The organism is Leifsonia sp. PARNA 1/14 (assembly GCF_055720965.1).
In genome coordinates this window covers 386,860-399,243 of sequence record NZ_JBVQSP010000004.1, presented here as the reverse complement: position 1 = coordinate 399,243, position 12,384 = coordinate 386,860, and the positions used below count along the sequence as shown (strand labels likewise).

General features: G+C 70.3%; 11 protein-coding genes. 2 read left to right on the top strand and 9 right to left on the bottom strand.

The genetic code is table 11. The annotated features are described in order from the left end of the window. Positions 1-227: 227 nt before the first annotated feature. The 6 genes from AC0HS0_RS13525 to AC0HS0_RS13500 form a co-directional block, all read right to left on the bottom strand. Positions 228-791 carry a hypothetical protein gene (locus AC0HS0_RS13525; RefSeq protein ID WP_472964559.1) on the bottom strand — a complete coding sequence of 188 codons (564 nt, stop codon included), beginning with the start codon at positions 789-791 and terminating at the stop codon, positions 228-230. 7 nt (positions 792-798) lie between these two features. Continuing rightward, positions 799-1,575 (bottom strand): glycoside hydrolase family 16 protein, encoded by a 777-nt coding sequence (locus AC0HS0_RS13520; RefSeq protein WP_472964558.1) that lies wholly within the window; start codon positions 1,573-1,575, stop codon positions 799-801. A gap of 2 nt (positions 1,576-1,577) precedes the next feature. Continuing rightward, on the bottom strand, positions 1,578-2,450 hold the full coding sequence (locus AC0HS0_RS13515) for an MIP/aquaporin family protein (RefSeq protein ID WP_472964557.1): 873 nt from the start codon (positions 2,448-2,450) through the stop codon (positions 1,578-1,580). 14 nt (positions 2,451-2,464) lie between these two features. Then, complete coding sequence (locus tag AC0HS0_RS13510) at positions 2,465-3,562, bottom strand: ATP-binding protein (protein WP_472964556.1); 1,098 nt, start codon at positions 3,560-3,562, stop codon at positions 2,465-2,467. Continuing rightward, positions 3,559-5,391 carry a glycoside hydrolase family 15 protein gene (locus AC0HS0_RS13505; RefSeq protein WP_472964555.1) on the bottom strand — a complete coding sequence of 611 codons (1,833 nt, stop codon included), beginning with the start codon at positions 5,389-5,391 and terminating at the stop codon, positions 3,559-3,561. Before AC0HS0_RS13505 ends, AC0HS0_RS13510 begins: the two co-directional genes overlap by 4 nt. A gap of 86 nt (positions 5,392-5,477) precedes the next feature. Then, positions 5,478-7,088 carry an MFS transporter gene (locus tag AC0HS0_RS13500; RefSeq protein ID WP_472964554.1) on the bottom strand — a complete coding sequence of 537 codons (1,611 nt, stop codon included), beginning with the start codon at positions 7,086-7,088 and terminating at the stop codon, positions 5,478-5,480. A 172-nt stretch (positions 7,089-7,260) separates the two neighbouring features. On the opposite strand from AC0HS0_RS13500, the gene AC0HS0_RS13495 reads away from it, so the two are divergent. Beyond that, a complete protein-coding gene (locus tag AC0HS0_RS13495; protein ID WP_472964553.1) occupies positions 7,261-8,619 on the top strand; it encodes a DUF2252 domain-containing protein in 1,359 nt (452 codons plus the stop codon). A 103-nt stretch (positions 8,620-8,722) separates the two neighbouring features. Here AC0HS0_RS13495 and AC0HS0_RS13490 read toward each other — a convergent pair whose 3' ends face one another. Next, on the bottom strand, positions 8,723-10,102 hold the full coding sequence (locus AC0HS0_RS13490) for an FAD-binding oxidoreductase (RefSeq protein WP_472964552.1): 1,380 nt from the start codon (positions 10,100-10,102) through the stop codon (positions 8,723-8,725). Positions 10,103-10,280: 178 nt separating this feature from the next. Beyond that, a complete protein-coding gene (locus AC0HS0_RS13485; protein ID WP_472964551.1) occupies positions 10,281-11,057 on the bottom strand; it encodes an alpha/beta fold hydrolase in 777 nt (258 codons plus the stop codon). 42 nt (positions 11,058-11,099) lie between these two features. Here AC0HS0_RS13485 and AC0HS0_RS13480 point away from each other — a divergent pair, with 42 nt between their 5' ends. After that, positions 11,100-11,570 carry a GNAT family N-acetyltransferase gene (locus tag AC0HS0_RS13480; RefSeq protein ID WP_472964550.1) on the top strand — a complete coding sequence of 157 codons (471 nt, stop codon included), beginning with the start codon at positions 11,100-11,102 and terminating at the stop codon, positions 11,568-11,570. Positions 11,571-11,578: 8 nt separating this feature from the next. Here the strand turns inward: AC0HS0_RS13480 and AC0HS0_RS13475 are convergent, their stop codons facing one another. Then, positions 11,579-12,379, bottom strand: a complete 801-nt coding sequence (locus AC0HS0_RS13475) for an ABC transporter ATP-binding protein (protein ID WP_472964549.1) — start codon at positions 12,377-12,379, stop codon at positions 11,579-11,581. Positions 12,380-12,384: the final 5 nt, after the last annotated feature.

The window sequence follows — 12,384 nt, the reverse complement described above, 5'->3', positions numbered from 1 at the left end:
GGAGGAGGTCCGCCGGCGCGATGCCCGGATCGCAGCCAACGGAGGAGGCGCGGACTCGCGCGCGACGAATCTCCTCCCGTTGCCTCCGACACCACTCCGGACCGTATCGGCCTGCGTCGTCGATAACAGAGGACATCCGACCCCGGACAGCCTCACGATCCTCCGTTAGTGGCCATTCCGGGCATCGCGCGGTCCGATCTCCTCCGTTACCTGCAGCGCCTCCTCCCTCAGTGCTGCAGCGTCGTCTTCAACAGGATCACGACCACCCCGAACAGCCCTGTGATCACCGCGCCCGTGAGGCAGAACAGCACCCGCCTCCCGCGCATATGGAAGACCAGGTAGCCCAGCAGCGCCAGCAGCAGCACCGTCAGCCACAGTGACAGCCACACGCCGAGTTCGCCCGGGAGGATGCCGATCGCCGCGAGCAGCAGCGGGATGCTCGGAACGACGGCGGCCTCCAGCATGCCGCTGGACTCGAAGAGCGCGTGGCCCAGCGCGTCGCGCACCCGCGCTCCCACCCGCTCGTCGGCGCCGTGGAAGCCGAGCGCCGTGGAGTAGACGTGCGCCATCCAGAAGACCACGATGCTCACCAGGCTGAACACCAGAACGTGGAGGGCGTCCGCCTGGGTCTGGTCCCCCGCGCCTCCCGAACTGGCGGCCACGACGCTCGCGTAGACGATGGTGCCGTAGATGCCCGCCGGCGTTCCCCAGTGCCGCCAGAGCGCGCGCTGAACACGGATGCCACCGTCACCGCGCAGATCCGCCGACTCGTTCAGATCCATCGAGTCCATGAGGCAATCATGGCCCCTGCCATGCCCGAACACGATGGATCGTGGCGGACTTGGGGTAGGCCCCGCTGCGCCCTCCGATCTCGAAGAGATCGATCATCAGGAAGAGCGGATACGTGGGTGCCTGCGCGATGCGTCGCAGCACGCGGCCGTCGCACCCGATCACGGTCGAGCCGTCGCCCCAGATCACCGCGTACGTGTGCGGTTCCGACGCGTCGACGGGGATGGCGACCTCTGCCATGTCTGTGCTGATCCGCGGATCGTGATGGGCCTTGACGCCGCAACGCACCCGGGTGGTATCGCCGATCGCGTCGGCATCGATCTCGAAGAGGCAGATCTCGCCTGACTCGTCGGGCGACCGATGCTCGGTGCCGATCAGCCACGCGGCCAGCATGCAGTTCTCGTCGCGGCTGGCGGATGCCGTCACCTCCACGCGCCCGCGCGACGGCGCGAACAGCAGCGACTGAGGAGTCTCTGTGCGCACGTGGAGGCCGTGGCGATGGCGATGCGTTCCGAGCGTGGACCCGACCGGACCCGAGTAGGCACCGGTCTGGAGGTTCGAAACGCGCAGAGGTGCGTCCTCCGGTCGCCAGTCGGGCTGATCGGCGTCGATCTGCAGCGCGATCCCGTCCGGAACCAACCGATAGCGGGCGCACGCGCGCTCCGGCGTGGTCCAGTGGGGCAGATAGCTCGGCACCCAGCGTCGCTCGCTCAGCCCCTCGCCGAAGTCGTCATCGAAGTCGGGCGCACGGGTCGGCGCGGGAGGGAGGGACTCTGGAGAGGACACTGCTAATCCTGTTCCGGGAACCGCGCCTCCGTCATCAGTCCCCCCTGCGCGGCCGCCGATCCGGCGAGTCCGCCGCCGCGGCCGCGCAGCACGAAGGCGGCTCCGACCGCGATGACCGCGCCCGCGAGCGGGCCGACGATGTACACCCAGTACGCGTCCCAGTGCCCGCTCACCAGGTCGGGGCCGAAGGTACGCGCCGGGTTCATCGAGGCGCCGGAGATCGGGCTGCCCCAGAGGCCGGCGAGGGCGATGTAGGCGCCGACGCCGAAAGCGCCGATGATGCCGAGGTTCTGGGCTCCGGAGGCCGTGCCCAGGATCACGCTCACCAGGCCGAATGTCAGCACGGTCTCCATCAGCAGCGCGTCCCACGAGCTGAAGCCGGAGGCCGGGTAGTTCGAGCCGTAGCGGGACGACACGTGGGTCACCCCCTCCAGGAACCACGCCGCGAGCGAGGCGCCCACCAGCTGCACGATGATGTAGCCGGGCACGCGCGCCCAGGGGAAGTCGCCGCGGAGCGCGAACGCGACGCTGACCGCCGGGTTGAGGTGAGCGCCCGAGATCTTGCCCATGAAGAGGATGATCGCGAACACCATCAGTGCCGGGGCCGTCACCGCGGCAGTGCGCGAGATCGTGTTCGGGAACGCCTGCCCCATCATCCCGCCGCCGGCCGCGACGAGCACCAGGAAGAACGTGCCGAGCAGTTCCGAGAACAGCCGCCTCCACTCCTGCGACGAGTCGTGGAAGTCCTCGATCGACTGCGCGATCGTGGCCGGCACGTGCATGAGCCGGCCGTGGACGATGTCCGACATGATCCCCCGGGCCGCTTCCGCGTCCTCCGCCGCCCGCTGCTGCGTCGGCTCCGGTGCCTCGCTCATGGTGACTCCTTCGGCTAGACGACCTCCACCGCGCGCGGCTCGACCGACAGGTCGCTGCCGCCCTCGACGGTGATCCGCCGGCCGACCCGCACCAGCTGCGGCTCGTCCGAGAAGGCGCCGGCGAACAGCGCCTCGCCCTTGCGGAAGGTCGGTGACTGCTCCAGCAGGTGCTGGGGCACGAACCCGAAGACCTCGCCGATCTCGGCGAGGTCCCGCGGTGCGTTCATGCGCATGAGCCCGAGGTTGTCGCACTGGGACAGCACGTTCGGGTGGATCTTCGTGGGCCGCTGCGTCGAGAGGAACAGCCAGAGCCCGAATTTGCGGCCTTCGGCGGCGATCTGGATGAGTTGCTCGGTGAGCTGGGCCTCCACGCTGTTGCGCGGCACGGGAGGGCAGAAGTTGTGCGCCTCGTCGAGCACGATCAGCAGCGGGTTGCGGTCCATGCGGTGCTCCCAGAGGTGCTCCAGCACGCAGAGCGCCGCAGTCTGCGGCTCGGCCTGGTGCGCGAAGCCGCCGACGTCGAGCACGGTGACCCGCGGGCGCTCGTCGATCGCATCGACGGCGGAGGAGCCGCCGAACGACCAGAGCGGCCACTCCAGGATCTGCAGGTTGTCGATGCGCATGCCGAGTCGCCGCCGCGCCGGGTCGTCGGAGGCCGCGAGCGCCCCGAGGAAGCGCTGCTTGTCGAAGTGGTCGGTCGACTTGTCCAGGTGCAGGAGGGCGTTGTACTCCTCCTCGTCGGCGATCGGATCGAGCCTCCCGACCGCGGCCTGCGATCGCACGCTCAGGTCGATGTAGCGGGCGTGCAGCTGCGGCTCCTCGTGCGTGCTCGAGTGGAAGACCCGGATGTCGAAGTCCGCGAAGCGATCGCGCTCCTGCGCGGTGACGTCGTCGCGGGTGCGCGACACCCGCACGAAGTCGGCGTTCGGGTCGAGCACGGCGATCGGCAGCTCGGTCTCCAGCAGCAGCTGCTCCAGCACCACCCCGAGCGCGTACGTCTTGCCCGACCCGCTCTGGCCGCACCAGAAGGTGTGCCGGTTGAACCGCGATCCGTCGATCACGGCGGGGCGTTCGGGGGCGCCGACGGTGGTTCCGATGGTGAGCGGGATCATCGAGGGGCCTTCCGGGTCGTTGCGGTCTGGGAGGTGAGTGCGGCGTCGAGGCTGATCGCCGCGCGGATCAGCGCCAGGTGCGTGAACGCCTGCGGAAAGTTGCCGAGCTGGAGGCCGGCCGGGTCGATCTCCTCGGCGAACAGCCCCAGGTGGTTGCCGTAGGTGAGCATCTTCTCGAACGCGTACTGCGCCTCGTCGAGCCGGCCGGCGTCGGTCAGGGCGCAGACGTAGAAGAACGAGCAGAGCGAGAACGTGCCCTCCGCGCCCGGGAGGCCGTCCGGCGACGCGTCCGGGTTGTAGCGGTACACGAGGCTGTCGGTCACCAGCTCCTCCCCGATCGCGTCGAGCGTCGACAGCCACATCGGGTCCTGCGGCGAGATCATCCCGACCAGCGGCATGAGCAGCGTGATGGCATCGACGACATCGGTCCCGGGGTACTGGGTGAACGCCTTGCGGTCGGGGTTCCAGCAGCGGGTGAAGACCTGCTCGTAGATCGCGTCGCGCGTGCTGATCCAGCGCTCCAGCGGCGCGGGACGGCTGCGCTCGCGCGCGATCGTGATGGCGCGGTCGAAGGCGACCCAGCACATGATGCGGCCGTAGGTGAAGTCCTTGCGACCTCCCCGGGTCTCCCAGACGCCTTCGTCGGGCTGGTCCCAGTTGTCGGCCAGCCAGTCGAGGATGCCGACCAGCTTCATCCAGCCCGGATGCCCGATCGGGCGGTGGTCCTCGGCGATCGAGAGGGCGTCCAGCGCCTCCCCGTAGATGTCGAGCTGGAGCTGGTCGGCCGCGCCGTTGCCGATGTGCACCGGCTGCGACCCCGCGTAGCCCTCGAAGTGGTCGAGGGTGAGCTCCTCCAGGTCGGACGACCCGTCGATCCGGTACATGATCTTGAGCGGCCCGGAGTCGGCCCCGGCCTGTTCGGTGACGCGGTCGGCGGTCCACAGGGCGAAGGCGATGGCCTCCTCCTCGTAACCGAGGGCGAGCAGCGAGTACACCGAGAAGGAGGCGTCGCGGATCCAGGTGTAGCGGTAGTCCCAGTTGCGCACGCCGCCCAACTGCTCGGGGAGGGCCGCCGTCGGAGCGGCGACGAGCGCACCGGTCGGCGCGTACTGCAGCAGCTTGAGCACCATCGCCGAGCGCTCGACGTCTTCGCGCCAGCGCCCGGAGTAGGTGCTGCGGCCGATCCAGTCGCGCCAGAAGGCCACCGTCTCGCGGAACAGCCGGTTGCCGCGGGCGCGGCCGATGTCACGGGGCTCACCGCGCGGCTCGGTCTCGAAGGCGAAGATGCGGAGGTCGCCGGCGGCGACGGTGAACTCCGTGACGACATCGCCGTCGACGAGAGCCTCTGGGCCGACCCCGTGCAGCGCGGCGCTCGTCGTGTCGTCGGCGAACAGCACGCCATGGTCGGCGGCCGTGGCGGTGTGCGCGCTGCGGCCGTAGTCGAACCGGGGCCGGCACTCCAGCCGGAAGGCCAACTCGCCGCGCACGACGCGCACCGCGCGCACGATGATCCGCCGCGCGGTCGCGATGTGCGGCTCGTCGGCGACGGGCATGAAGTCGATCACCTCGCCGACACCTTTCGACGACATGAACCGTGTGATGAGCACGGCGGTCTGCGGGAAGTACATCTGCCGGATCCGCACGTCGTCGGCGAGCGCGTGGATGCGGAAGTAGCCGCCCTTCTCGCGGTCGAGCAGCGAGGCGAACATCGTCGGGGAGTCGAACCGCGGAGCGCAGAACCAGTCGATCGATCCGGCGGTCGAGACCAGGGCGATCGTCTGCAAGTCGCCGATCATGCCGTGCTCCGCGATCTCGGGGAACGCGTCCATGCCGGTCTCCTCCCTGTGCGTGGCCAGGCCGCGTGCTCAGGCCCGGCCGCATGCTAGCTCCGGGCGCGAGTGCGGCACCAGACCTGTCAGCGGGAGGCGGATGCCTGCTCCTCGTCCTCGCTCTCCCGACCCAGCACCTGAGACGGGAGGTTCCGCGAGAAGAACAGCGCTCCCACCGAGACGAACGCCAGCGCCGCGAACGAGAGGCGCAGCGACTCGAGCTGCGACGCGCTGTAGATGGAGGCCAGCTGATCGCCCTGCTCGCTCGTCAGGCCGGCATCCTGGGCGATCTTCGGCACATCGGCGGCCGCCACCACTGCCACTCCGCCTTGCGTGCGCGACGAGATCTCCTGCTGCACGTCGCTCGGGAGCGTGCTGGCGGCCACAGCACCGGCGAACAGCGTGCTCAGGGTCGCGATCATGACGGAGCCGATCAGGGCGGTGCCGAGCGAGGAGCCCAGATTCTGGTACACCCCCTGCACTCCCCCTGCTTCGCTGAGTTCGTCGTCGCCGACTGACGACATCGTCACGTTGCCGAGCTGCGAGGCCAGGAGGCCGAGGGCCGCTCCCGACAGGAACATCCCCGCTCCGAAGATCCAGTTGTTCAGCTTCGGGTCGACGGAGCCCAGCAGCACGAGACTCGCGAAGACGAGACCCAGCTGGCCGATGCGGGCGATGATCTTCGGCGAGAGCCGTCGCGCGAGTGCCGTGCCGAGGATCGAGAACAGCACGAGCGCGACCGACAGCGGGAAGATCCGCAGCCCCGTCGAGAGCGCATCGTATCCGAGGGCGAGTTGGAGGTAGATCGGCACGATGAAGAACAGGCCGGCCGTGACGGTGTATTGGATGCCCAGGCTGCCCACCCCGGCCCGCAGCTGCCGCAGCCGGAGGATCGCCGTGTTCAGCAGCGGCGCCCTGCCCTGTCGGATCAGCACGCGCTGGCGCACGAAGAACAGCCAGAGCAGCACCGAGCCGACGGCGATGATGAACGGCACCGGCGAGAGCCCCAGCACGCTGATGTCCTGCTGCGTCGGCAGCACCCACCCCCAGGTCTTGGTCTGAAGCAGCCCGTAGACGATGAGGACGAGCCCGGCGGCCGAGAGCAGCACCGAGAGCACGTCGATCCGGATCCGCTTGCGCTCCCCGCTGTCGGAGACCACGCCCCGGAACAGCAGCACGATCGCCATGATGACGACCTCCCCTGCGAACACATACCTCCAACTGGCGTAGGTGGTCAGAAACCCGCCGATGAGGGGCCCGACCGCCACGGCGACACCGGATGATGCGCCGATCACCGCGAACGCGGTGACCCGCGCATGGCCCGTGTAGTTGTCGGCGATGAGCGCCGCGATCGCCGGGATCACGAGCACCGCGCCGAGACCCTCCACCACCGACCAGCCGAGGAACAGCACGACGATGTTGGGCGCGAGTGCAGTCGTGCCCGACCCGATCGCGTACACGATCGACCCGACGACGAGTGCGCGCCGACGGCCCCACACATCGCCGAGCTTCGCGCCGAGCAGCATGAATGCGGCCATCGTGAGCGTGTAGAAGGTGATGGTCGCCTGCATCGCGGCGATCGTCGTGTGGAGGTCTTTGACGACGGTCGAGATCGACACGTTCATGACGGTGCTGTCGAGCGTCATCACGAACTGGGCGGACGCGAGAACCGTGACCGCACCCCACCGTCCCGCCATGGCAGCTCCTTCCCGGATTCTGGCCGGATGCTAGCCTGCGGCGTGAACGGCGCACCAGACCCGCGCTGCCGCGGTCAGCACTGCAGCGGGCGCAGCTCCTCGAGTGCACCGGTGACGTCTACCCAGGCCCGCATGCACGGAGCTAGCATGAGCGCCACCCAGGAGGTGCGTCATGACGACCATCGCGACCCCACTCAACGAAGAAGAGCTCTACGACGCAGGGCGGGCGGCCCGCTCCGAGGTGCCGCGTTCCAGCCAGGCCGACTACACTCCTCCGCCCGGCCGCGACCCGCTCGGGATCCTCCGCCGGCAGCACGAGAACCGGCTGCCGTACCTGGTTAAGCTGCGGGTCGAGCGGATGAGCACGTCGGCATTCGCGTTCTACCGCGGCACCGCCGCCATCCAGGCCGCCGACCTCGCTGCCCAGCCGAACGCGGGAGGCGACGTCGTGATCTGCGGCGACGCCCACATCACCAACTTCGGCATCTATCGCTCCCCCGAGCGCTCGATGGTGTTCGACATCAACGACTTCGACGAGGCGGCCGTCGGGCCGTTCGAATGGGACGTCAAACGGATGCTGACGAGCGTCGTCCTGGCCGGCCGCTCGCTCGGGCTCGGCGGCTCGACGCTGCGTTCGATCGTCCTGTCGTCGGCGGCGATGTACCGCAACTCGCTGCGCAACGCCCTCCAGTCCTCGCTGTACGGACGCTACTTCCGGGTGACCAGCCTCGTCGAGCGGCAGATCCTCAGCCCGGACAGCGAGCGCATGATCAAACGGACGCTCAAGGAATCGGAGAAGCGCACCAGCGAGCGTGTCGCCAAACGCACGCTGACCGAGGGCGGCGAGGGACTCCAATTCGTCGAGGACCCGCCGATCCTGACCCGGCTCGAGCCGGAGATCCGGGTGCTGGTCGACCAGGTGCTCGAGACGTACCGGCGGACCGTCCCGACCAACATCGCTCTGATGCTCTCGCAGTACCGGGTGCTCGACGTCGCCCGACGTGTCGTCGGGGTCGGCAGCGTCGGGACGCGGTGCTTCATCATCGCGCTCGGCGACCCGACCGGCGACGTGCTGATCCTCCAGCTGAAGGAGGCCAACGAATCGGTCGTGCAGGAGTTCGGCGGCATCGCCCCGGTGGTCGGCTACCTCGACCCGGAGATCCTCGCCGAGCACCAGGGCTATCGCGTCGTGGGCTGCCAGCGCATCCTCCAGGCGGTCTCCGACCCGTTCCTCGGCTACCTGTCGCTGGAGCATCACAGCTTCTACATGCGCATCTTCCGCAACCGCAACGCCTCATTCGAGATCGCCGACATGAACACGACGCAGTTCTCCGAGTACTCGCAGGCCTGCGCGATCGTGCTCGGACGCGCGCACGCGCGGTCGCCGAAGGCGCCGTTCGTCGCGGGGTACATCGGCACGGGCGGCGGGTTCGTGCGCGCGGCCGCCGAGTGGGCGCACCAGTACGCGGCGCAGGCGGAGGCCGACTACGCGACCTTCGTCGACGCTGCCCGCGAGGGCCACTTCGAGTAGCGCGTCCGCGTCTCGCTGCCCTTCGACCACCGAAGGGCACGTCGTCGTCACTTCTCCTCGCGAAAAGCGACAACGACGTGCCCCTCGGGCCCGCGGTCGGGTGCTAGTCGAGCTCGTGCGCGGTGCGGATGGTGCGCTCCGGGTCGTAAGCCTGCTTGATCTCACGGAGGCGCTCCAGCGTCGCGTCGTCCCAGAACCGGCCAGGAGCCGCGTCGGCCTCCCGGAAGTTGGAGTAGTCGCGCTCGCTCATCCACGGTGCGAGCGCCGCGCGCACCGCGGCGACCTCGGCCGTCAGGACGGGCACCAGGGCAGGATCGGCCACGACGCCGACCGCGTAGACGACGAACTTGCCCGGCAGGTGGTCGACCGCGCCGCCGTTCTCGGCCGGACGCCCGGCCGCTCCGCCCAAATGCCGCATGTCGACGGCCAGCAGCGCACTGTCGGCGTCGGGACCGACCACCGCGAGCAACGCCTCGATCGCATCCTCCGGGAGGTCGTCGATGATGAGTCCGTCACCGAGGGCGGGCACCGGGTCCGGCGGGTCCATGTGCACGAGACCGAGCTGGGAGGCCGGCATGACCCCGAACGTGTCGATGGCCGGGTCGAGAGCGCGCAGCGGTTCGAGGACCGCCTCAGCCTCCACCTCCGGGAGGTCGATGGCGCCGTCGACGCCGACGAACGCCTGGCCGCGCAGGAAGTCCGGAAGGTCGGGCAGCGGCGGGACGCGGAGCAGCCGCACGCACGTCGTCGCATCCTCGGTCACGTCGCGGGTCCACGCCTCGTACGCCCGCAGGACCTCCCGGGCTCGCGCCAGCGGGAAGAGCAGCATCCCCGCGTAGATGGTGGCGACGGGGAACACGCGGAACGTGAAGGCGGTCACGATGGCGGTGTTGCCTCCGCCGCCGCGCAGCGCCCAGAACAGGTCGGAGTCGCTCTCGGCGGTGACGTGACGCTGGCGGCCGTCCGCGGTGACGACGTCGAACGCCGTGACCGCCGAGCAGCCGAGGCCGCGCTTGCGCGCCATCCAGCTGAACCCGGCGCCGAGGAGATAGCCGGCGACGCCGACGTCGGGTGACGAGCCGGCCAGCGCGGCCAGACCGTACGGTTCGAGGGCGGAGGTGACCTCGCCCCACACGACGCCCGCCCCGACGCGGACGGTTCGGCCTTCGGCGTCCACGTCCACACCGCGCAGGCGCGACGTGTGCAGCAGGATCGAGCCGCTGAGGTCGCCGAGCGGCGCGGCGAGGTGGCCGGTGCTCTGCGGCACGACGCGGAGGCCGTTGTCGCGGGCGAAGCCGACCACGACAGCGATGTCGGAGGCGTCGGCCGGCACGACGACGGCCTCCGGGCGCTGGTCGATGGCGAGGTTCCACGCCAGCCGCTCGGTGTCCCAGTCGGGATCGGCGAGGGTGACGACACGGCCGGTGAGGCGGCCGGCGAGGTCTCGGAAGCGCTCCGGGACGGCGGTCTCGACGAGAGACATGGTGATGCTCCTGTTCGGGTTCTCTGGTGTTGTGTGGTGTGCCGCCGGGCCTCCGGCACGCAGCGACGCAGAAAGGATGCTCCCGCGAATCGAGCGCGCACCAGCCTTTGGTGAATATTGCTCACTTGAGCAGAGGCGGGTGCGCTTCCGCAACCCCTCGCCTCCCGAACGACCTGCGCTAGGGCATCGCGAGGAACGCGCCGACCGCCTCGCGAACCGCGGGCGTGTCGAGGTGGAGGCCGTGCCGGGCGTCGAACTCGAGCAGCCGCGCGCGCGGGATCGCCGCGGCCAGCAGCCGGGCGTGCGCGACCGGCGTCAGTGCGTCCCCGCGGCCGTGGATCACCAGCGTCTCCGCCCGGATCTGGGCGAGCACCTCCCGCGCGTCGTGGTCGCGGCTCGCGGCGAAATGCCCGCGGAGGGCCGGCCGCGAGGCCACCCGGTCGAAGAAGCCGGCCACGGCCTCCGGATTCACCTCGGCCCATTCGGCGTCGAAGAACAGCGGCACCATGCGCTCCCGGTCGCCGCTGAGCAGGTCGGCGATCACTGCGGGATCGCGACGGTCGTCCGTGCCTCCCGCGCGATCGGTCGACGTGGTGCCGATGAGCACCAGCCGGCGCACCCGGGCGGGATGCTCAGCTGCCAGCCACTGCGCCACGCGACCGCCCATCGAGTGCCCGACCACGTGCGCCGCGGACACTCCGGCCGCGTCGAGCACGGCCAGGGCATCGTCGGCGAAGAGCCGGGTGCCGTAGCGGGCGGGATCCCCCAGTCCGCTGTCGCCGATGCCGCGGTGGTCGAACACGATCACACGATGGCGTGCGGCGAGTGCACGGGCGAACGGCCCCCAGCCGTGCATCCCGGTCGCCTGCCCGGCGATCAGCAGGAGCGGCACGCCCGTCCCGTGCTCCTCGAACGCGATGGGCACGCCGTCGTCAGCGGTCGCGAGAGGGGGCACGGCGTGTGAGTCTAGCGGGTGGGCGCGCGCTACCATCGCGGCATGCACGTGCGACTCCGCCCGGCCACGGATGCCGACGCCGACGCCGCCTTCGAGATGATGCGCGACCCGGAGGCCGTGCAGATGGCCGCCTTCACCGCGGCCGACCCCGACGACCGGGAGGCCTTCGACGCCCGCTGGAGCCGGCACCTCGCCGACCCGGGCATCCGGATGCGCGCCGTGGAGGCCGACGGGGCGTTCGCCGGGACCGTCGCAGCGTTCACGCTCGACGGCGACCGCGAGGTCACCTACTGGATCCGCCGCGCGCTCTGGGGCCGCGGGATCGCGACGGCGGCCCTGATGCTGCTCGTCGCGGCGGAGCCGACGCGTCCGCTGCACGCGCACGTCGCCCAGGCCAACCTCGGGTCACGCCGGGTACTCGACCGGGCCGGCTTCGTACAGACCGGCAGCGAGACCTCCTACGCCGCCGGAGCGGGGAAGCCGGTCGTCGAGCTGCTGCTCGAGCTGCCCTGACGCTCCCGCTAGCGCGTCGCCACACGCTCCTTGACGGCCCGCGCGCTCCAGCGCCCCTCCGCACGCTCCACCCGGATCGGGTGCTCGAACGCCGCGGTGACGGTCCCGGTGGTGACGGCCTCCTCGATCGGCCCGGACGCGACGATCCGGCCGTGCGAGAGCAGCAGGGCGTGGGAGGTGGTCTCCGGCAGCTCCTCCAAGCGGTGCGTCACGAGCACGCTCGCGAGATCGGGCACCGCCACCGAGAGCCCATCGATCGTCTCCAGCAGCTGCTCGCGCGCCGCGACGTCGAGACCGGTGGTGGGCTCGTCGAGCAGCAGCAGGCGCGGCTCGGAGATGAGCGCCCGCGCGATCAGCGCCCGGCCGCGCTCGCCCTGCGAGAGCGTCGGCCACCGGGCGTCGCTGCGGTCGTCGAGGCCGATCGTGCCGATCAGTTCGCGGGCGCGCGCCCGCTCCTGCGACGTCGCCTCCCAGCGCATGGGCGGCTCGATCGAACCGGTCAGACCGGTGAGCACCACCTCGGTGACCGTGAGCGGCGAGCGCACGGGATGCCGCGGATTGACGTGTCCGATGTGCCGCCGGAGCTCCTGCAGCTCCACCCGGCCGAGCCTGCGGCCGAGCACGTCGACGGTGCCGGAGGTCGGGAACGCGACGGCTCCGCAGAACCCCAGCACGGTGCTCTTTCCCGCGCCGTTCGGTCCGAGCAGTGCCCAGTGCTCCCCCGCCCGCACCTCGAAGCGGATGTTCTCCAGGATGTGCCGCCCCTCGCGCCGGAACGTCACGTCACGCAGTTCGAGCACCGTCTCCATCACTC

Coding starts and splice junctions, on each gene's coding strand:
- AC0HS0_RS13525 (WP_472964559.1), bottom strand. CDS start 791: ATGGACTCGATGGATCTGAACGAGTCGGCGGATCTGCGCGGTGACGGT.
- AC0HS0_RS13515 (WP_472964557.1), bottom strand. CDS start 2,450: ATGAGCGAGGCACCGGAGCCGACGCAGCAGCGGGCGGCGGAGGACGCG.
- AC0HS0_RS13510 (WP_472964556.1), bottom strand. CDS start 3,562: ATGATCCCGCTCACCATCGGAACCACCGTCGGCGCCCCCGAACGCCCC.
- AC0HS0_RS13505 (WP_472964555.1), bottom strand. CDS start 5,391: ATGGACGCGTTCCCCGAGATCGCGGAGCACGGCATGATCGGCGACTTG.
- AC0HS0_RS13500 (WP_472964554.1), bottom strand. CDS start 7,088: ATGGCGGGACGGTGGGGTGCGGTCACGGTTCTCGCGTCCGCCCAGTTC.
- AC0HS0_RS13495 (WP_472964553.1), top strand. CDS start 7,261: ATGACGACCATCGCGACCCCACTCAACGAAGAAGAGCTCTACGACGCA.
- AC0HS0_RS13490 (WP_472964552.1), bottom strand. CDS start 10,102: ATGTCTCTCGTCGAGACCGCCGTCCCGGAGCGCTTCCGAGACCTCGCC.
- AC0HS0_RS13480 (WP_472964550.1), top strand. CDS start 11,100: ATGCACGTGCGACTCCGCCCGGCCACGGATGCCGACGCCGACGCCGCC.
- AC0HS0_RS13475 (WP_472964549.1), bottom strand. CDS start 12,379: ATGGAGACGGTGCTCGAACTGCGTGACGTGACGTTCCGGCGCGAGGGG.